The sequence below is a fragment of the Streptomyces sp. NP160 genome (assembly GCF_006335115.1).
In the GTDB taxonomy this organism is placed as follows: domain Bacteria; phylum Actinomycetota; class Actinomycetes; order Actinomycetales; family Quadrisphaeraceae; genus Quadrisphaera.
In genome coordinates this window covers 1-17,762 of record NZ_VDMJ01000017.1, presented here as the reverse complement: position 1 = coordinate 17,762, position 17,762 = coordinate 1, and the positions used below count along the sequence as shown (strand labels likewise).

Genomic DNA, 17,762 nt, shown 5'->3' with positions numbered 1-17,762 from the left:
GGCTCCTCAGGTTCGCCGGGTCCGTCATGAATGGCAGCGACGAGCCCTGGCTCGCTGCCCAGCAACCCCCTCGCGGCGGGGTGCTCCGGGTGAGGACCGGACGAGGCGCAACCGCGTCTCGTCAGCGCGCACGTCCGGGAGCAGCCCCATGCACTCCTCAGACCTGGGGACGCCCACGACAGCATCGGCGGTGCGCCTGCGCAGGCGCCTGCACGTGGACCTCCTGAGCACCGCAGCGCAGCACTGTCGCTGACGAGGCGCCCCGATCGACGACGACGGCGCTGGGTCCACCCGAGCGCTCGAGCTCTCCTCACCCTTGTCTCGCGTCCCACCGGAGGCCCCCGTGTCCACTACCGACCAGCTGTTGCAGAACGCTCGCGCCTACGCCGACCGCTTCACCGAAGGCTCTCTGCCGCTACCGCCCGCCCAGCACGTCGCCGTGCTGGCGTGCCTGGACGCCAGGCTGGACCCCCAGCCCTGCTCGGCCTGGACCTCGGGGACGCCCACGTCATCCGCGACGCCGGCGGCGTCGTGACCGACGACGAGCTCCGCTCCCTGGCGATCAGCCAGCGCCTCCTGGGCACCACCGAGATCATCCTCATCCACCACACGGACTGCGGAATGCTCACCTTCACCGACGAGGACTTCGCGAAGGCCATCGCGGACGACACGGGCTCGCGCCCGGGCTGGGGCACGGCCCGCGCCTTCGGCGATCTGGACGAGGACGTGCGCGCCAGCATCTCCCGCATCCGCGCAGAGGTGTCGATCCCGCACAAGGAGTCGGTGCGCGGCTTCATCTACGACGTCAACGACGGCAGCCTCCGAGAGGTAGACGCCCGAGGGTGACTCCACGGCGGCGGGACGACCTGCGAGTCGCCGGAGGGTGTTGACAGGCAGATCAGGCGTCTCTACTTTCTGCCCGACGGTCATGAGTGGCAGCACTGAGCCCTGGCTCGCTGCCCAGCAACCCCCTCTCGCGGCGGGGTGCTCCAGGTGAAGACCGGGCGACGACTCGATCGGGCCGTCGTCAGCGCGAGTCCTCAGGAGGTCCGGGCGCGGCGACGCCTGCCTCGATCGTCCATCAAATGGACATACTTCCCATCCCCTGCGACACGACCCCGATCTTCCATCGAGCACAGCCACAGGAGACGACCATGAGTGCTGCCACGGCGCACGACGACTACGCGCAGGTGCGCGTCCCCACCGAGGCGCGCTACCCCTGGTTGTCGGTGGCCACCCAGCGCTTCGGCATGCTGTCCGCCTTCGGCCAGTTCCTCCTCGGCGCCACCTTGGGGTTCGGGCAGAGCTTCTGGACGGCCTTCTGGTCCATCACCCTCGGCGCCGTGATCCTGGAAGTCGTCTCCATCTTCCTGGGGATCATGGGCATGCGAGAGGGCATGCAGACCTCGATGCTGTCGCGCTGGTGCGGCTTCGGTCGCGCGGGCTCAGCGATCATCGGCCTGGCCATCGGCGTCAGCCTCATCGGCTGGTTCGGCGTGCAGTCCGGCGTGGCGGCGGCGGGCCTGGGCGCCCTGGTGCCAGCTCTGCCGGTGTGGGTGTGGTCCATCGTGGCCGGTCTCGGCGTCACCGCCATCTGCGTCTACGGCTTCAAGTCGATGGCGTGGACGGCCTACATCACCGTCCCGGTCTTCCTCGCCCTCGTCGGCTGGGCGATCGTGGCCGAGCTGCAGCGGCACAGCATCAGCGAGCTCGTCGCGTCCGCGCCCGCCGGTCCCGAGCTGACGCTGCTGCAGGGCACCACGCTGGTGGCCGGCGGCTTCATCGTCGGCGCGATCATCAGCCCGGACCTGACCCGCTACAACCGCTCCACCGCCGACGTGATCAAGCAGACCGTCATCTCGGTCACCCTCGGTGAGTACCTCATCGGCCTCATCGGTGTGCTGCTGGCGCACGCGGTGCGCTCTGCAGACATCATCACCATCGTCACCTCCAGCGTCGGCTGGGTCGGCATCCTCGTGACGATCGTCGGCGTTCTGAAGATCAACGACTGGAACCTGTACTCCTCGGGCCTGGGCGTCGTGAACTTCGCCGGCACGGTCTTCGGTCGTCGGGTCAACCGCGCCGTCGTCACCGCCGCCATCGGCGTGGTGGGCAGCGTCCTCGCCGCCGTCGGCATCCTCGACGTGTTCGTTCCCTTCCTCATCATCCTCGGGTCGGTCTTCCCGCCGATCGCGGGCATCTTCGTGGCCGAGTACTTCGTGGTGAAGCGCTGGCGGGCGGACCTGGAGGCCACCCGGCACGGGACGGACGTGCCTCCGGTGGCCCCGCAGTGGGTGCCCGCGACGCTGGTCATCTGGCTGGTCTCCGCCGTCGTCGGCTACTTCGTGACCTGGGGGCTGCCCAGCATCAACAGCCTCGTCGTCGCCTTCGTGCTGTACGTGGTCGCCGGCAAGGCGGGCCTCGTTCGCGGCTACGGCGTGGGCCGTACGGAGACCTACGACGACGCCGTCGCCCACAGCACCGGCTCCGGTGACGTCTCCGGTGGCGAGCGCCAGACCGTCGGCGCCTGAGGTGCACATCGGCATCGACGTCGGCGGGACGAACACCGACGCCGTCCTGGTGGAGGGCTCGCGCGTGCTCGCGGGCGTGAAGACGTCCACCACCGAGGACGTCTCTTCGGGGATCGACGCAGCACTGGCCGCACTGGCCGACGCCCATCCCTTCGAGGCCGGTCATGTGCGTGCCGTCATGATCGGCACCACGCACTTCATCAACGCCCTCGTGGAGGGTCGGCGCCTCGCGCCCACGGCGGCGCTGCGGCTGGGTCTGCCGGCGACAGCGTCGCTGCCTCCCCTCGTGGACTGGCCCGATCGCCTGGTCCAGGCCTGCTCGGGCAGGCCGTACCTGGTGCACGGCGGTCACGAGTTCGACGGGCGCCGCATCGCTGACCTGCGCGAGGCGGAGGTGGTCGCCGCCGCCCGGGACATGGCCGAGCGCGGCGTCGCCAGCATCGCCGTCAGCAGCGTCTTCTCCCCCGTCAGCGCGGAGTTCGAGGAGCAGGCGGCGGACATCCTCGCCCGTGAGCTGCCAGGGGTTCCGATCTCCCTGTCCAGCCAGATCGGGAGGGTGGGGCTTCTCGAGCGCGAGAACGCGACGGTCATCAACGCCGCTCTGCGGCTCCTCGCCGACGGCGTGGTGGCCGGTCTGGACGAGTCCGTGCGGCGGGCGGGAATCACCGCGCCCCTGTACCTGTCGCAGAACGACGGCACCCTCATGGACGTCGAGAGGGCCCGGGCCTACCCGGTGGCCACCTTCGCCTCCGGTCCGACGAACTCCATGCGCGGCGCTGCCTTCCTGTCCGGTCACACCGACTGCGCCGTGGTCGACGTCGGGGGTACCACCGCCGACATCGGGATGCTCACCCGCGGGTTCCCACGAGAAGCGTCCACGGAGGTGGAGGTGGCGGGCATCCGCACCAACTTCCGCATGCCGGACGTGCTGAGCATCGGCATCGGCGGCGGCTCACTGGTGCGCGGTGGTGGCCACGACAGCGGGGGCCATGGGGGCCCTGTCACCGTGGGGCCTGACTCCGTGGGCTTCCGCTTGACCCAGCGCGCCCTCGTCTTCGGTGGTGACGTGCTCACCGCCACCGACGTGGCCGTCGCCGCGGGACTCGCGGACGTGGGGGACGCCTCCCTGGTGGCTCACCTTGACGCTTCGTTCGTCGCTGCGGCGCTGGCGCGCATCGGCGCCGACGTCGCCGAGGTGGTGGACAGGATGCGGCTGAGCGCGGAGCCGGTGCGCGTCGTCGCCGTCGGAGGCGGATCGATCCTCCTACCGGACGAGCTGGCCGGCGTCGGCCCCGTCGAGCGGCCCGAGAACCACGCCGTCGCCAACGCCATCGGCGCCGCGATCGCCCAGGTGGGAGGAGAGGTGGACCGCGTGTTCACCGTGGCACCGGGCCAGCGCGACGTCGTGCTGGACGCAGCGAAGTCAGAAGCCGTCGACCGGGCCGTGGCGGCGGGAGCGGACCGCAGCAGCGTCCAGGTGGTCGACGTCGACGAGGTGCCCATGGCCTACCTGCCCGGAGGGGCCACGCGCATCCGTGTGCGCGCCGTGGGAGACCTGGTGCTCGACGCCCTGGCGGGTGCCCGGTGAGCGCCACCACCTCGCAGACCATCACCGAGCTCGGTGCGCAGGACGTCCCTGACGTGGCCGCCGGCGCTGCGGTGCTCGGCACCGGCGGCGGGGGCGACCCGTACATCGCGGCGCTGCTGGCCCGAGCCGCGCTGCAGGAGCACGGCCCGGTACCGGTCGTCTCCCTCGAACAGGGCCCGCTGGCCGACGACGCAGCCGTCTACCCGGTCGGCATGATGGGCGCCCCGACCGTCATGGTCGAGAAGCTGCCCCCAGCCGAGCAGCCCGCGCAGGCGGTGCGTCTGCTGGCGCAGTACCGCGGTGAGCGTCCGACGCACGTCGCGTGCCTCGAGATCGGAGGGCTGAACGCGCTCTTGCCGTTCGTCGCCGCTGCGCAGCTGGGACTGCCCGTGCTCGACGGCGACGGCATGGGCCGGGCCTTCCCCGAGCTGCAGATGGTGCTGCCGACCACGTACGGCGTCCTGACCACACCGATGTCCATCACCGACGAGAAGGGCAACGGCGGCATCTTCGACACGTCCACCCCCCTGTGGGCGGAGCGGCTCGCCCGCACGGCGACGGTGGAGATGGGCTGTTCGGCCACGATCTCCCTGTACCCGATGAGCGGGACGCAGGCCCGCGCGTCGCTCGTGCCCGGGACCGTGTCCCTGTGCGCCCGCGTCGGTCGCCGGCTGCGGACCGCCCGCGCCGAGCACCTGGACCCCGTCGCCGAGGTGGTCGACGAGCTCGGAGGCCGAGAGCTCTTCTCCGGCACCGTCGTCGACGTCGCACGGCGCACCGAGACGGGCTTCGCCCGTGGCACGGCCACGGTCGCGGGGGCGCCGACCGGCGGGGATGCCGCGGCGCGCACCCACACCGCTCGGCTGGAGTTCCAGAACGAGCACCTGCTGGTCGCGGTGCGCGAGACCACTGACACCGCTGGTGAGGACGAGCGCCTGCTCGTCACGGTGCCGGACCTCATCTGCGTCCTGGAGGCCGACACCGGTCAGGCCGTCACCACCGAGAAGCTGCGCTACGGCCAGCGGGTGCGCGTCATCGCCGTGCCCGCTGACCCCCGCTGGCACTCCCCCGCAGGGGTGGAGCTCGTAGGTCCCCGCTACTTCGGGTACGACACCGACCCGGTGCGCGTGGCTGCCCTGGAGCCTGTTCGATGAGCCACGTCGACGCGCGCGCAGCCGACTGGGAGCGGTGGCGCGCCGGTCGCGAGGCGTCCGTCAGGTCCGTCCCCGGAAACCTCGCTCTGGTCGCCTACCAGCCGCTGGCAGCGGACGACGCGCACGTCGACGTCCTGGCCGGCGGGCCGGCGGCGGACGTCGTGGTGAGGCGGTCCGAGGGCGGAGCGCGGTTCTTTCTGCCCGAGGGCGTCGCGGAGCTGGACGGCCGGCCCGTCTCAGGTGAGGTCGACGTCGCGCTGCTCGGCGCAGACGGGGCCCCGGTGCTGCGGCTCGGGCGCTACGCCGTCGACGTCTTCAGCCTGGACGGCTCCGACGCCGAGCTGCGCATCTACGACACGCAGGCGCCAGCGCTCGACCGCTTCTCGGGCATCGAGACGTACCCCTACGACCCGGAGTGGGTGCTCCCCGCGCGCTGGTCGCCGCTGCCTGCGGTCAGTGCCGTGCCGTGGGGCTTCAGCCGCGCCAGCGACAGCGGCCACGCCAAGAAGGTCCCTGGCACGCTGTCGGCGGACGTCGAGGGCCAGCACCTCGACCTGCTCGCCTTCCTCAACGGTGAGGCGCTCGTGCTCGTCTTCGCGGACGGCACGACCGGCGCGGAATCCTACGCGCCGGGCAGGTTCTTGAGCCTCGAGCGTCCTACGGGGAGCGAGGCGGTTCTCGACTTCAACCGCGCCTTCGTGCCGCCCTGCGGCTTCTCGGACTGGTACTCCTGTCCGCTGCCACCGGCCGAGAACCGCATCCAGGCACCCGTGCGAGCAGGGGAGCGCCGCGTGCTCTGGCGCAAGCGCTGACAGCTCCTCGGAGTGGTCCGGGATCAACCAATGGACGGAATGGTCACCTCGATGCCACCGGCCATCGCCGAGGCGTGGGCGCAGAGCCCCGCGAGAGTCCAGTCGGCGGCGACCTCAGGGCCAGCCGCGGGAGGGCGTCTCTCGACCACGGCGCGGACGACGTCGTGGACGAGGTGCGGGTGGGAGCCGCCGTGCCCACCGCCCTGGAGGAACGACAGGTGCTCGCCCCCGGAGTGCACGTGCTCCCGGGTGAAGGGTGCGATGGACGGCGGCAGCAGGTCCGCGCGGTCCAGGGCCTCCATGCGCTCAGAGGTGACCGGGCGACCGCGACTGGGCTCGGGCTGTCCCATCCGGAACACCAGCGGGGGCTCCCCCTCCAGCTGGGGCCACTCGAAGCCGCCGCGGTCGCCCAGGACTGAGAAGGACTCGGTGTAGGGGCGGGCGGTGCGCTGCAGGCTGCGCGTCACCTCCAGCACCGCGTCGGTGCCCTCGAGGGTGAAGACGGCGACCTCGGCGGGGAAGGGGTTGCCGTAGGCGTCCTCGTCGGCGGGGTTGCGCCCCGATCCCAGGCAGCGCACCGACGTCGCGCGGGTCCTCAGCAGGGCCAGCGCCGGGGCCACCGCGTGCGTGGCGTAGTGCATGGGCGGGAGGCCGCGCCAGTACGGGGGCCACCCGGTCATGTCCTGGTAGTGGGCTCCCCGCACGAGGGACACCTCGCCGAGCTCGCCGGCCTCCAACAGGGCGCGGGCCAGCAGGAACTCACGGGTGAAGACGGCCGTCTCCATCATCGCGAAGACGCGACCGCTGGCCCTGGCCGCGTCCACCACGCGGCGGACCTCCTCCGTCGACATGCCCATCGGCACGGTGCAGGCGACGTGCTTGCCGGCCTCCAGAGCGGCGACGGACTGCTCCGCGTGCAGCGTGAACGGCGTCACGAGGTGGACCAGGTCGACGTCGTCGTCGGCCAGCACCGCCTCGAACGACGGCGTCCGCGCTGGCAGCGGCACCGAGAACCGGTCCCCCACCTGCTGCAGAGCCACCGGGTCGCTGTCGCAGACGACGACGGACGCCACGTCCGGGTGGCGCTGGTGGATCGGGACGAACTCGGCCCCGAAGGACAGACCGACCACGGCGACGCGGAGCCCCATCGCCCCACCCTGCACCGTGCACCGACCCGTGTCACGGTCGCATCACGTCGCACATCCGCCTGTTGACGCTGACGCCGCTGGCCACCTACTTTCACAGGGCCCATCCAGAGCGGCTGAGAGACCTGGCTCGACGACGCCGCAGCAACCACCACCCCGCCCCGCGGACGTGGAAGGTGCTACCGCCAGGACCGATGGAGGCCCTCGTGCGTCGTCCCCGCGTCCCCTCGTTCCGCCTGCCCCTCGTGGCCGCCTCGCTCGCCGCCGTGGTCGCGGCCAGCGGCTGCGCCATCTCCAGCGACGGAGGTGGCGGCGGAGGAGGTGACGGCGACAAGACCGTCCTGACGTTCTGGAGCTACTACGTCGGCGCGCAGAAGACCTGGCTCGACGGCCGGGTGGCCGCGTTCGAGAAGGCCAACCCCGACATCGACGTGCAGGTGGTCGAGACCGTGGGAGACCAGCAGGACCAGCGCCTGCTCGCCTCCGTGGCTACGAAGACCACCCCGGACCTGTTCATCAACAACATCGTGGTGGACTTCCCCACCCTCGTGGCCGGCGGCGTCACCGCCGACCTCACGCCCTACTGGGAGAAGTACGCCGACGCCGGGCAGTGGCCCGAGCAGGCCGCCTGGAAGAACGACGGCAAGGTCTACAACCTGCTGCCGTTCACCAACCTGCTCGGCATGTACTACAACAAGGACGTCCTTGCTGAGTCTGGGATCACCGAGCCCCCGAAGACCCTCGACGAGCTCCAGGAGGACCTGGCCACCGTCAAGGCTGGCGGCAAGTACGAGGGGCTCGCGCTGTCAGGCGCACCCACGGTCGAGGGCGCGTGGCTCTTCGCGCCGCAGCTGCTCGGGGAGCAGGTCGACTACTGCACCTGGGCCGACAGCGGACCCAAGGTCTCGGCCGCCTTCGACAGGCTCGGCAGCTGGACCTCCGCCGGCTACATCCCCCAGGCCGCGGCGACCTGGGACCAGAACGACTCCTGGCAGCAGTTCGTGACCGGCCGGTACGCCTTCGCCTTCAACGGCAACTGGCAGCTCGGCAACGGCGGCGACGCCGCCTTCCAGTGGGGCACCGCGCAGTACCCCGCCCCCACCGGCGGCTCCAGCGTGGTCTACCCCGGAGGCGAGGGCTTCGGGATCGGAGAGACCTCCAAGAACAAGGACCTCGCCTGGAAGTTCCTCCAAGAGGCCATCCTCAGTCCCGAGGCCGGCGAGCAGATCTTCACCACCGCCGGCTCCATCCCGGTCCGCTCGGACGCGGCCCAGTCCTCCGCCATCCAGGACGACGCGAACGCGCTGCCCTTCGCGACCGCTGCCCAGTCGACGGGCCAGTGGCCCAACAACCCGGAGACCGCGACCGCGCAGACCGCGCTCGGCACAGCGGTGAGCAGCGTCATCTCCGGCCAGGCCACCCCCGCCGACGCCGCAGCGTCCGCCACCGACGGGATCGCCAAGGCCCTCGCCGAGGGCGGCGGCACCTGCCGGTGACCTCGCCCGAGGTCCACCGCCGGGGGCCGGTGCGTCGGCCCCCGGCGGTCTTCCTGGTGCCCGCCGTGCTGCTCCTCGCGGCGCTGGCGGTGTGGCCGCTCGTGGTGCTGGTCCGGATGTCCCTGTCGGACGTCGGCCCCACCAACATCGTCGGCGACTGGCCGTTCGTGGGGCTGGCCAACTACGCCGAGGCGCTCGGTGGGGCCGCGCTGTGGGAGGCGGTCGGGCGCACCGCCATCGTCACGGGGGTGCTGCTGGCCTCCAACCTGGTGCTCGGCTTCTGGGCCGCCTCGCTGCTGCAGGTCAGAGGGCGCCTGAGCAGCGTCGTCCTGTCCGTCATGGTCTTCGTGTGGGCCCTGCCCCCGATCGTCTCGGGCAGCACCTGGAAGTTCCTGCTCACCGACACCGGTGCCCTCAACGGCCTGCTCGGCCTGGTCGGCCTCGGACCGGTCGGGTGGCTGAGCTCCCCGGCGATGGCGCTCTGGTCGGTGTCCGGCGTGGTGGCCTGGGCCGCGCTCCCCTTCTCCGCCCTCGTCCTGCGCGGGGGGCTGCTCGCCATCCCGACCGAGCTCCTCGAGGCCGCCGCGCTCGACGGCGCAGGCCCGTGGCGCACCCGCTTCCAGGTGGTCCTGCCGCTGCTGCGCCCCACGCTGTGGATCCTCGCCATCCTCACCGCGGTCTACGCGTTCAAGAGCTTCGACTTCTTCTACGTCATGACGCGCGGTGGTCCCGGCACCAGCACGAGGACGCTCCCGGTGGCCTCCTACGAGGAGGCCTTCACCACCTTCGACATGAGCACGGGCGCCACCCTCGCCGTGGTCTCGATGCTCTTCGTGGCGCTGCTCGCCGTGCCCTACGTCCGCAGCGTGCGCGCCGAGGAGGAGTCGTGAGCCGACGCCGGCCGGCTCGGAGCACCGGCGCCGTGGGGACGCGGCCCACGCCTGTGAACGCGGCGCTGCGTGTGCTGCTCGGGCTGGCCTACCTGCTGCCGCTCCTGTGGGTGGTGCTCACCTCGTTGAAGACGAACGGGCAGGTGCTGCGCGAGCCGAACTCGCTGGTGTTCACGCCTACGCTCACCACGTACGCGGACCTTCTGAGCGACGCGTGGGGCGCGGTGCTCACCTCGCTGCAGATCGCCGCGGTGGTCACCGCCGTGATCCTCGCGCTGGGGGTACCGGCCGCGTTCGCCCTGGCCCGGCGCACCACGCCGCGCTGGGTCAAGGTCGCCGCGGTGGTGCTCGCCGCGCTGCTCGTGCTGCAGATGGTGCCGCAGCCCATGACCGTCATCCCGTTGTACAGCGTGCTGGCGCGGTGGGGGCTGCTCGGCTCTCTGGGCGGCCTCATCCTCGCCGACGTCGCCCTGCTGCTGCCGTTCGCGGTGATGATCCTGCGGCCGTTCGCCCTGTCCGTGCCCGTGGTCCTCTACGAGGCAGCCGCCATCGACGGCGCCAGCGCCTGGCAGAGCTTCCGGCGGATCACCCTCCCGATGATGGGCAACGGCGTCGCCACCGTGGCCCTCGTCGTCTTCATCACCACGTGGGGCGAGTTCGTGTACGCCATCAACTTCCTGCCGCAGGGCGTGGTGCAGCCGGTGAGCGGCCTGCTTGCGCAGCAGAACTCCACGTACTCCACCAGCTGGAACACGCTGATGGCGCTGGCGGTGCTGACGTCCTTGCCGCTGCTCGTGGTCTTCGCCCTGGCGCAGCGGAGGCTGGTCAACGGGCTGACGCTGGGTGCCGTGCGCTGACCCCGCGGGGGCTCAGCGCCCGCTCCGGTACCGCGCCGCCGGGTGCGTGTCCGGCAGGCGGGGGCCCCCGCCGGTGGTCCGCTCCCGCAGCGTCTGCCCGGGCTCGTACTCCTCCCGCAGCCGCCCGCGCCGCCGCAGCTCGGGGGCGACGAGCTCCACGAAGTCCCGGGCGGTCTCCGTGGAGTGGTACTGGCGCAGGTTGATGCCGTCGATCCCCTCCTCGTCCAGCCACCGCTCCACCTCGTCGGCCACCACGTCCGGCGTGCCGGCCACGAAGAAGTGCTGCTGCCAGGCCTCGTCGATGCCGGTGGCCAGCTGGCCGACGGTGATGTCCATCGGCAGACCACCGGCAGCCACGAGGTCGTCGCGGCCCTCGGCGAGCAGGGCCTCCCTCACCGTGCGGTCCACCGGGTGCGAGGGCGCGTCGAACGGCACGCTCATGTGCACGAACTTGCCCTGCGGGTCGGTGGTGGCGCGGTAGCGCGCCAGCTTCTCCGCCACCTGGTCGTCGTTCCGGCCAGTGATGATCGCGGCCTGCACCACGAAGCGGACGTCCTCGCGGCGGCGCCCCTCGCGCTCGGCCGCCGCGCGCGCGCCCTCAGCGGTGCGGCGCACGACACCGGGGTTCGGGCCGCCGGTGAAGACCACTTCGGCGTGCCGACCGGCGAGCGCGATGCCCGCCGACGACGCCGTGGCCTGGTACAGCAGCGGCGTGCGCTGAGGAGTGGGCTCGACGAGGTGGGGGCCGGCCACGCGGAAGTGCTGTCCGACGTGGTCGATCGGCCTCACTCCGTCCGGACGGGTGTAGACACCGGCCTCGGCATCGGCGAGCACGGCGTCGTCGTCCCACGAGCCCTCCCACAGCGCGTAGGTGACCTGGAGGAACTCCTCGGCGATGGCGTACCGGGTGTCGTGGTCGATCTGGTCGGCCAGCCCGAAGTTCCGCGCGGCCCCGGGCAGGTAGCTCGTGACGACGTTCCAGGCGACCCTGCCGCGGGTGAGCAGGTCGAGGCTGCTGATGCGGCGGGCGAAGGAGAAGGGCGGCTCGTACGTCGTGGATGCCGTCAGCCCGAAGCCGAGGTGGTCGGTGACCACCGCCATCGCCGGGACCAGCACCGAGGGGTCGACCTGGGGGATCTGCAGCCCCATGCGCAGCGCGGGCGCGAGAGACCCGGTGTGCACGTCGTAGCCGCCGAGGACGTCTGCGAGGAAGACGGCGTCGAAGCCGCCGTGCTCGAGCAGCTGCGCCAGTTCCGTCCAGTAGGACAGATCCGCGTAGCGCTGTCGCTGGTTGCCCTCCTGGCGCCACATGCCGTGGGTGATGTGCCCGGGGGCGCCCATCTCGAAGAGGTTGAGGAGCAGCTGCTTGGGCTCGCTCACGTGGCGCGTCCTCCGTGCTGGCTGCCCGGGGCGTCCGGGCTCGGGCTGAAGACCGGGGCGGTGCCGTTCAGCTCAAAGTCGCCGATGGCGCGGCGGCGCTGGACAGCGGGGTTGTGGGTGGCGACGGTGCGGGCGTTGCGCCAGTGGCGGTCGAGCGCCCGGCCGAGGTCGACCGAAGAGGCGCCGCCCACCTCGAACAGCTCGCTCGTGGCACCCACCACCATCGGCAGCACCACCTGCTGGGCCTTGTAGACCTCCAGCTGCGCCGCGACGAGCGCCTCCAGCGCCTTCGGGCTGCTGGTGCCGTCGGAGGCGCGCGTGCGCAGGTGCAGGGCGAGTCCGGCGTCCAGCTCCCGCGCACACTGCAGCACGACGGCGCGGGCGGCCGAAGCGGTGGCCGACAGACCGCCGACCACCGACTGCACGAGAGGGTCCTCGCGGGGCAGCGACACCCCGGCGTGCCCGAAGATCCGCGAGCGCGGCCGGACGAAGGCGACGGCATCGTCGACGGCGGCGCGCCCGATGCCGGCCACGACGGCTAGGAGCACCAGCTGGAAGAAGCCCATGAGGTAGGCGTGTCGGCCGGCCTCCTCGGGGTCGGACCTCACGTCGGCCGGGTCGACGGCCACGTGCGTGAAGGTGGTGGTGCCGCTGCCGGTGAGCTGCTGGCCGAAGCCGGCCCAGTCGTCGACCACCTCGACGCCCTCGGCGTCGGTGCGCACGAAGAGCTGCACCGGTCGGTCGCCGTGGGCGGAGGAGACCGCTGACAGGTCGATCCAATCCGCGTAGAGGGTGCCCGTCGTGTAGTACTTGCGGCCGTCGAGCCGCAGGTCGCCTGAACCGTCCGGGGCCAGGCAGCCGGTGAGGGTGGTGGACAGGTCGGAGGTACCCGAGACCTCGGACTGCGCGTTGCCGACCAGGTCGCCCTGCAGCACCCGGGCGTACCACCGCGACCGGCGATCGACGTCGACGTCGAGGTGCTGCTGCTCCACGAACGCGAGGTGGCCTCGGAACAGGTGCGCCACGCTGGAGTCGGCCGCGGCCAAGCGCACCAGCCTGTCGAAGAGCTCCTCGAGGGTGACGCCCTCTCCCCCTGCCTCGGCGGGGACGCGCGCACTGCTGAACCCGGCCGCGGTGAGTCGGCGGACCAGGTCGTGCGGGAGGTCACGTCGGCGCTCGCGCTCGGCGGCACCCTCACGGGCCTCATCGAGGAGGAGGTCGAACGTGTCGTCCGACCAACGTGGCTCGCCGGACGACACGTTGTCAGCCATGTCGAGACCCTCCGCGCCCCGTGGGCGGAAGTCAACGGGAAGGTGCGGTCCTGGCGGTCGACCGCCTGCCAGGTGCAGTGCGCGGGGTGGTGATCGGGGTGGTCGACCGGCGGGCCATGGGGGCTCCTTCCGCCGCCGGCCTCGGCCGGCGGCGATCAGGCCACGGGCTCCAGAGACGACGACGGCGCGAGCACACCCCGAGGCAGCTGCCCGGAGGCTTCCGGAGCACAACTGCACACGAGATGCACACAGTGCCGGTTTCGAGGAGCGCCCAGCGCAGAACTCGCTGGTCAGAGCATGATCAGATGGTGTCCGAGGGGGGACTTGAACCCCCACGCCCTATACGGGCACTAGCACCTCAAGCTAGCGCGTCTGCCTATTCCGCCACCCGGACGAGTGCGTGGACGAGATTAGCACCCGGGCGGCCGGGCCTCGGGCCCCCTCCCCCGGTGCGGCGGGGCGTCACCGACGCGAGCAGCCTCAGACCCGGTCCAGACGGCCAGCCAGCTGCTGGCGGCCGGGGATCTCGAGCTTGGCGTAGACCTTCTGCAGGTGGTGCGCGACCGTGCGGGAGCTGATGCCCAGGCTGAGGGCCACCTCGGCGTTGCTCGCGCCCTGCGCGGCGAGGTGGGCGACCTCGCGCTCCTGGCTGGTCAGCTCGCGCGACCCGACGCGCCGCAGCGGCCGCTGCGGCGCCGTGGCCGCGAGCTCGCGCTGCGCCTGCCGCGCGAAGCCGGGCATCCCGGCCTCCTCGAACGCGTCGACGGCGCGCTGCAGCGGACCACGGGCGTCCACGGCGCGTCGCGCCCGGCGCAGCAGCATCCCGAGCGTGAGCTCGGCGGTGCCCGTGACGAGCGGCGGGCCGCCCTCGCCCGCGGCAGCCGCCAGGAGCGCCTCCTGCTCGGCCACGTCGTCGCTGGTCAGCGCCGAGCAGAGCAGGCGGCTCACACGCGCCAGCGGTGTGGCACTCCCCTGCGCCCAGGCCGCCACCTCGGAGAGGACGGCCCGCAGCTCGGCCGGGTCGGCGCCGGCCTCCTTGAGCGAGGTGGCGTACGGGATGGAGCTGACCAGCGCCCCGGTGCTGGGCACCTGGCCCGCCGGCCACATCGGGCGCAGGACCTCCACCGCCAGCTGCACCTCGCCGCGCAGGCGGTGGCTCTGCGCGTGGGCCCAGCGGGCGCCGTCGGTCTCCGTGGTGCGGACGTCCAGGGCTGGTAGGGGCGTGACGAGGTCGGCGGCGCTGTAGCAGCGGACCACGTCGATGACGGCCTGCGCCTGGGCCACAGCCGCCGCCAGCTCCGGGGCGTGCTGCAGGTGGCCACGCGCCAGGGCGATGTGCTCCTCCGCTCGGGAGATCGAGGTGTCGAGGTGGGCCGCGTAGCGCGCCAGGTGCAGGTCCACCGCTGCCGGACCGGTCAGGTGGGGCGCCCGGCTCCGTCCCACGGCCCCGACGAGGTCACCCCGGCCCAGGGCCCGCGCTGCGTCCGCCGCCCACCGCAGCACCGGCAGGGAGCTGCGGTCCAGCGCCTCGAGGACCTCCACGAGCGCCTCCTGCTGCTCGCCCGGGACGGCGTCCTGCCAGGGCACCAGCAGCGCCGACACGGCACGGACCTGCCCGGCGACGGGCTCGGGCAGCCTCTCCGCCGCGGCCAGGATCGCCTCGGCGGCCGGGCTGCCGGTGCCGCGCAGCGCCACCACCGACAGCACGGCCGCCGTCAGCAGCGCCTCGTCCGCCGCCCGGCCCGCACCACCGGCAGCGACAGCACCGGGGCCGTCCTCCGCCGCGGCGTCCGCGCACCGCCCCAGCGCCTCGACGAGCTCCACCACGGCCCGCTCGCGCTCCCCCACCACCAGCGCTCGCGCGGCACGGGTGCGCGCCACCAGCGCGGCGTCCAGGGCGGTGCGAGGCCCGCCGGCCCGCTCGGAGAGCGCGGCGGCGAGCAGGGTGCGTCCCAGCGCGGAGGCGGTCTCCGCGGCGCGCAGCAGGTCGTCCCGGCGAGCGTCGTCGTCGTCCTCCAGCTGCGCCGCGAGGGCGAGCAGGTCACCAGCGCGGCGCGGGTCGTGGCGCAGCAGCTCCTCCGCGCCGGAGCGCAGCCGTGCCGCGGCGCCGGCGCGCTCGCCGGCGTCGTCCGGCGTCGACAGCGCCTGCTGGCGCAGCGCCTCGCCGGACAGGCGCGCCGCCAGCTCCGCGCGGCCCTCCGCGCGCGCCGAGGCCGCGACCGGCTCCAGCACGGCCGCCCAGGCCCGGTGCGCCGTGGCCCGCTCGCCGGGCTCCACCCCCTCGGCGGCGAGCTCGGCCAGGAGGGGGTCGGGCGCCGGCTCGGGCAGGTCCTCGAAGAGGTGCACGCCGGCGGCACGCCCACCGTCGGTGAGCAGGCGCTCCACGCGGCGCGCCAGCGGTGCGCCGGAGGGGTCGTCGAGGAGCCCCGCGACCAGCAGCCTGCGGCGCTCGGCGGCCGGCCGGGCCTCCAGGTCGAGCACGGCCCGCTGCACCCACGGCAGCGCCGCGCTGCGCAGGGCCGTCGTCGTGCCGGCCGGCGCGGACGCCTGCGCGAGGCGGCCCAGGTCCACCAGGCGCCGCGGGCGGCCCGCCGCCAGCCGCAGCACGCGCTCACGCGCGATCGGCCCGGAGTCCGGAGCCACCTGGGCCAGGAGCACCTCCGCCGCGACGGGGTCCAGGGGGGCCAGCTCCACCACGCGGTCGGCGTCGGGCCAGTCCAGGGCGGGCTCGGATCCCGGTGCCGCCAGGAGCAGGCACACGGAGGTCCCCGACAGGCGCCGGCACAGGAAGCGCAGCACCTCCAGCGAGGCCTCGTCGGCCCAGGGGACGTCGTCCACGGCCACGAGCACGGGACGGCGCCGCGACACCGTCTCCAGCGCCCAGAGCACAGCCATCGACAGCGGTACCTGCCCCGGTGACGGCACCGCCCAGCCGGTCACGGTGTTCAGCGCGGCGCGCGGCGCCGGCGCCAGGTCCTCCCCGGCGGCCGCGAGGCGGTCCAGCTCCTCGACGAGCGGGCTCACCAGCTGCTGCAGGAGGGCGTTGCCGATGCCGGCCTCCTCCAGGACGGCGCGCCCGCGCACCACGCACCAGCGCGGCTGCGCTCGCGCGACGCCTGCGGAGGCCTCGAGCACGGCGGTGAAGCCGGCACCGGGGGGACCCGCCACCACCACGGTCGTCCCGCGCCGGGCTGCGGCGCTCGCCAGGGCAGAGGTGATGGCGCCCAGCTGCGCCGCCCGGTCTTGGACCACCCGTCAACAGGTACCAGAGGTGACGATTGATCACCGTCCGCAACTGGACCTGACCTGCGAGGCTGCTGACAACGTGGGCCGTCAGCCGGCGCTGTCGCTCGAGCAGTGGGCCGCAGGGCGCGGCGCCGCCCCCGCGGTCACCCGCACGGAGTGGCCGCGTCATAGGCAGACCCCTTGCCCCACCCCTTCCGCAGGCCCCTGGCGCAGCCGTATCCTGCGGGTCCCCTGACCGGGCGACGGAGCCCGGTCGGCGCAGGAGGGAGGCCAGACGTGCCCACCTCGGAGCACGGCAGCGACGTCCGCCGGCGGCCGGACCCACCACCGCCCGGCAGGCACCACGTGGTGGTGGGCTACGACGGCTCCGAGGGCGCGGTGCGCGCGCTGGCCTGGGCCGGCGAGGAGGCGCAGCGGCTGCGAGCGCCCCTGCGCGTGGTGGTCTGCGTCGACTGGCACCCGGTGGCCAGCCCGGAGGCCGCCGGGGCGCTGCTCGCGCCGCCGGACCTGCGCCGGCTCGGTGAGCAGCTGGCGGACCAGGCCGTGGCGCGCGCTCTCAGCGACCACCCCGGGCTCGAGGTGGCGCGCGCCGTCCACGACTGGGCCTCCGCCGTCCCGGTGCTCCTGGAGGAGAGCGGCGCGGCCCGGCTGGTGGTGCTCGGCTCCCGCGGTCACGGCGCCTTCGCGGACCTGCTGCTGGGCTCCACGAGCGCGCAGGTGGCGGTGCACGCCCGCTGCCCCGTGGTGGTGGTCCGGCCCGCGCAGCGGGGGACGACGACGCCGGGACGCGGGGTCGTCGTGGGAGCCGACAGCTCACCGGCGGCCCGGGGCGCCCTGCGCTTCGCCCTCGAGGCGGCGGCGGCGCGCGGCGCGGAGGTCACCGCGGTGCGCGCCTGGCAGCCGCCGTCGCTGTGGGGCTCCACCCAGCACGGGCCGGCCCACGCCCAGCTGGTGACCCTCGAGCGGACCCAGGCGGAGCTGTTGGACCAGGTGGTGCGCGAGGCGCAGGGCGCCGCCCGGGGCGACTGCTCGAGCGTCGTGGTGCACCGGCGCCTGGTGCGCGAGCACCCCGCGGCGGNNGCTGCTGCACGCGGCGCGAGGCGCGGAGCTGCTGGTGGTGGGGTCGCGCGGCTCGGGCGGGTTCCGGGGGCTGATGCTCGGGTCGGTGAGCCGGGCCGTCATCCACCACGCGCACGGCGCCGTCGCGGTCGTGCACGGCGAGGACCGCCACGATGACGTCCAGCACGTCGAGGACCCGCAGGGCGAGGACCGGCAGGGAGTGGGCTGAGCCCGCCCGCCACCCCGCCGGGCGCGGTAGCGTCCTCGGCTCGTGGCGCGCTCGGACACCGACCCCCTGCCCCCGCCCCCCGACCCCGTCCTGCAGGCCGAACG

Annotated in this window: 12 protein-coding genes, 1 tRNA gene, 2 pseudogenes and 3 riboswitches; of the genes and pseudogenes, 10 read left to right on the top strand and 5 right to left on the bottom strand. The window is 73.4% G+C overall.

Annotation, left to right across the window (positions count from 1 at the left end; genetic code table 11):
• Nucleotides 1–22 precede the first annotated feature (22 nt).
• A riboswitch (SAM riboswitch) is annotated at nucleotides 23–133 on the top strand.
• 210 nt (nucleotides 134–343) lie between these two features.
• From FHN55_RS10670 to FHN55_RS10650, 5 genes and pseudogenes are all read left to right on the top strand, one after another.
• Nucleotides 344–846: pseudogene (locus FHN55_RS10670) on the top strand (beta-class carbonic anhydrase).
• Between the two features lie 78 nt (nucleotides 847–924).
• A riboswitch (SAM riboswitch) is annotated at nucleotides 925–1,039 on the top strand.
• 115 nt (nucleotides 1,040–1,154) lie between these two features.
• Nucleotides 1,155–2,531 carry a cytosine permease gene (locus FHN55_RS10665; protein WP_139712303.1) on the top strand — a complete coding sequence of 459 codons (1,377 nt, stop codon included), beginning with the start codon at nucleotides 1,155–1,157 and terminating at the stop codon, nucleotides 2,529–2,531.
• A 1-nt stretch (nucleotide 2,532) separates the two neighbouring features.
• Nucleotides 2,533–4,119, top strand: a complete 1,587-nt coding sequence (locus FHN55_RS10660; RefSeq protein ID WP_139712302.1) for a hydantoinase/oxoprolinase family protein — start codon at nucleotides 2,533–2,535, stop codon at nucleotides 4,117–4,119.
• The gene (locus tag FHN55_RS10655) at nucleotides 4,116–5,273 is read left to right on the top strand and encodes a DUF917 domain-containing protein (protein ID WP_257570865.1); all 1,158 of its coding nucleotides are present in this window, start codon (nucleotides 4,116–4,118) and stop codon (nucleotides 5,271–5,273) included. The genes FHN55_RS10660 and FHN55_RS10655 overlap by 4 nt, the downstream gene beginning before the upstream one ends.
• Nucleotides 5,270–6,085: a DUF1684 domain-containing protein gene (locus tag FHN55_RS10650; RefSeq protein WP_139712301.1), complete on the top strand. Its 816-nt coding sequence runs from the start codon at nucleotides 5,270–5,272 to the stop codon at nucleotides 6,083–6,085. Before FHN55_RS10655 ends, FHN55_RS10650 begins: the two co-directional genes overlap by 4 nt.
• 23 nt (nucleotides 6,086–6,108) lie before the next feature.
• Here the strand turns inward: FHN55_RS10650 and FHN55_RS10645 are convergent, their stop codons facing one another.
• Nucleotides 6,109–7,233, bottom strand: a complete 1,125-nt coding sequence (locus FHN55_RS10645) for a Gfo/Idh/MocA family protein (RefSeq protein ID WP_139712300.1) — start codon at nucleotides 7,231–7,233, stop codon at nucleotides 6,109–6,111.
• 97 nt (nucleotides 7,234–7,330) lie between these two features.
• Nucleotides 7,331–7,431, top strand: a riboswitch (SAM riboswitch).
• Here FHN55_RS10645 and FHN55_RS10640 point away from each other — a divergent pair.
• The 3 genes from FHN55_RS10640 to FHN55_RS10630 all read left to right on the top strand — a co-directional run bounded on the left by FHN55_RS10640 (nucleotide 7,425) and on the right by FHN55_RS10630 (nucleotide 10,473).
• Nucleotides 7,425–8,726 carry an ABC transporter substrate-binding protein gene (locus FHN55_RS10640; RefSeq protein WP_139712299.1) on the top strand — a complete coding sequence of 434 codons (1,302 nt, stop codon included), beginning with the start codon at nucleotides 7,425–7,427 and terminating at the stop codon, nucleotides 8,724–8,726. (Overlaps the previous riboswitch by 7 nt.)
• Entirely contained in the window at nucleotides 8,723–9,616 is an 894-nt protein-coding gene (locus tag FHN55_RS10635; RefSeq protein ID WP_139712298.1) for a carbohydrate ABC transporter permease, read from the top strand. Before FHN55_RS10640 ends, FHN55_RS10635 begins: the two co-directional genes overlap by 4 nt.
• On the top strand, nucleotides 9,613–10,473 hold the full coding sequence (locus FHN55_RS10630) for a carbohydrate ABC transporter permease (protein ID WP_139712297.1): 861 nt from the start codon (nucleotides 9,613–9,615) through the stop codon (nucleotides 10,471–10,473). The genes FHN55_RS10635 and FHN55_RS10630 overlap by 4 nt, the downstream gene beginning before the upstream one ends.
• Before the next feature lie 12 nt (nucleotides 10,474–10,485).
• On the opposite strand, the gene FHN55_RS10625 is transcribed toward FHN55_RS10630, so the two are convergent.
• The 4 genes from FHN55_RS10625 to FHN55_RS10610 all read right to left on the bottom strand — a co-directional run bounded on the left by FHN55_RS10625 (nucleotide 10,486) and on the right by FHN55_RS10610 (nucleotide 16,376).
• Nucleotides 10,486–11,853, bottom strand: a complete 1,368-nt coding sequence (locus tag FHN55_RS10625) for an NtaA/DmoA family FMN-dependent monooxygenase (protein WP_139712296.1) — start codon at nucleotides 11,851–11,853, stop codon at nucleotides 10,486–10,488.
• Complete coding sequence (locus FHN55_RS10620) at nucleotides 11,850–13,124, bottom strand: acyl-CoA dehydrogenase family protein (RefSeq protein WP_139712295.1); 1,275 nt, start codon at nucleotides 13,122–13,124, stop codon at nucleotides 11,850–11,852. Before FHN55_RS10620 ends, FHN55_RS10625 begins: the two co-directional genes overlap by 4 nt.
• Nucleotides 13,125–13,430: 306 nt before the next feature.
• Nucleotides 13,431–13,518: transfer RNA gene (locus FHN55_RS10615), tRNA-Leu, on the bottom strand.
• 86 nt (nucleotides 13,519–13,604) lie between these two features.
• Complete coding sequence (locus FHN55_RS10610; protein ID WP_139712294.1) at nucleotides 13,605–16,376, bottom strand: AAA family ATPase; 2,772 nt, start codon at nucleotides 16,374–16,376, stop codon at nucleotides 13,605–13,607.
• Between the two features lie 270 nt (nucleotides 16,377–16,646).
• Here FHN55_RS10610 and FHN55_RS24260 point away from each other — a divergent pair.
• Together FHN55_RS24260 and FHN55_RS10600 are read left to right on the top strand one after the other, a co-directional pair.
• Nucleotides 16,647–17,448: pseudogene (locus tag FHN55_RS24260) on the top strand (universal stress protein); the annotation flags it as partial.
• A gap of 3 nt (nucleotides 17,449–17,451) precedes the next feature.
• Nucleotides 17,452–17,658: a universal stress protein gene (locus tag FHN55_RS10600; protein ID WP_139712333.1), complete on the top strand. Its 207-nt coding sequence runs from the start codon at nucleotides 17,452–17,454 to the stop codon at nucleotides 17,656–17,658.
• Nucleotides 17,659–17,762 lie beyond the last annotated feature (104 nt).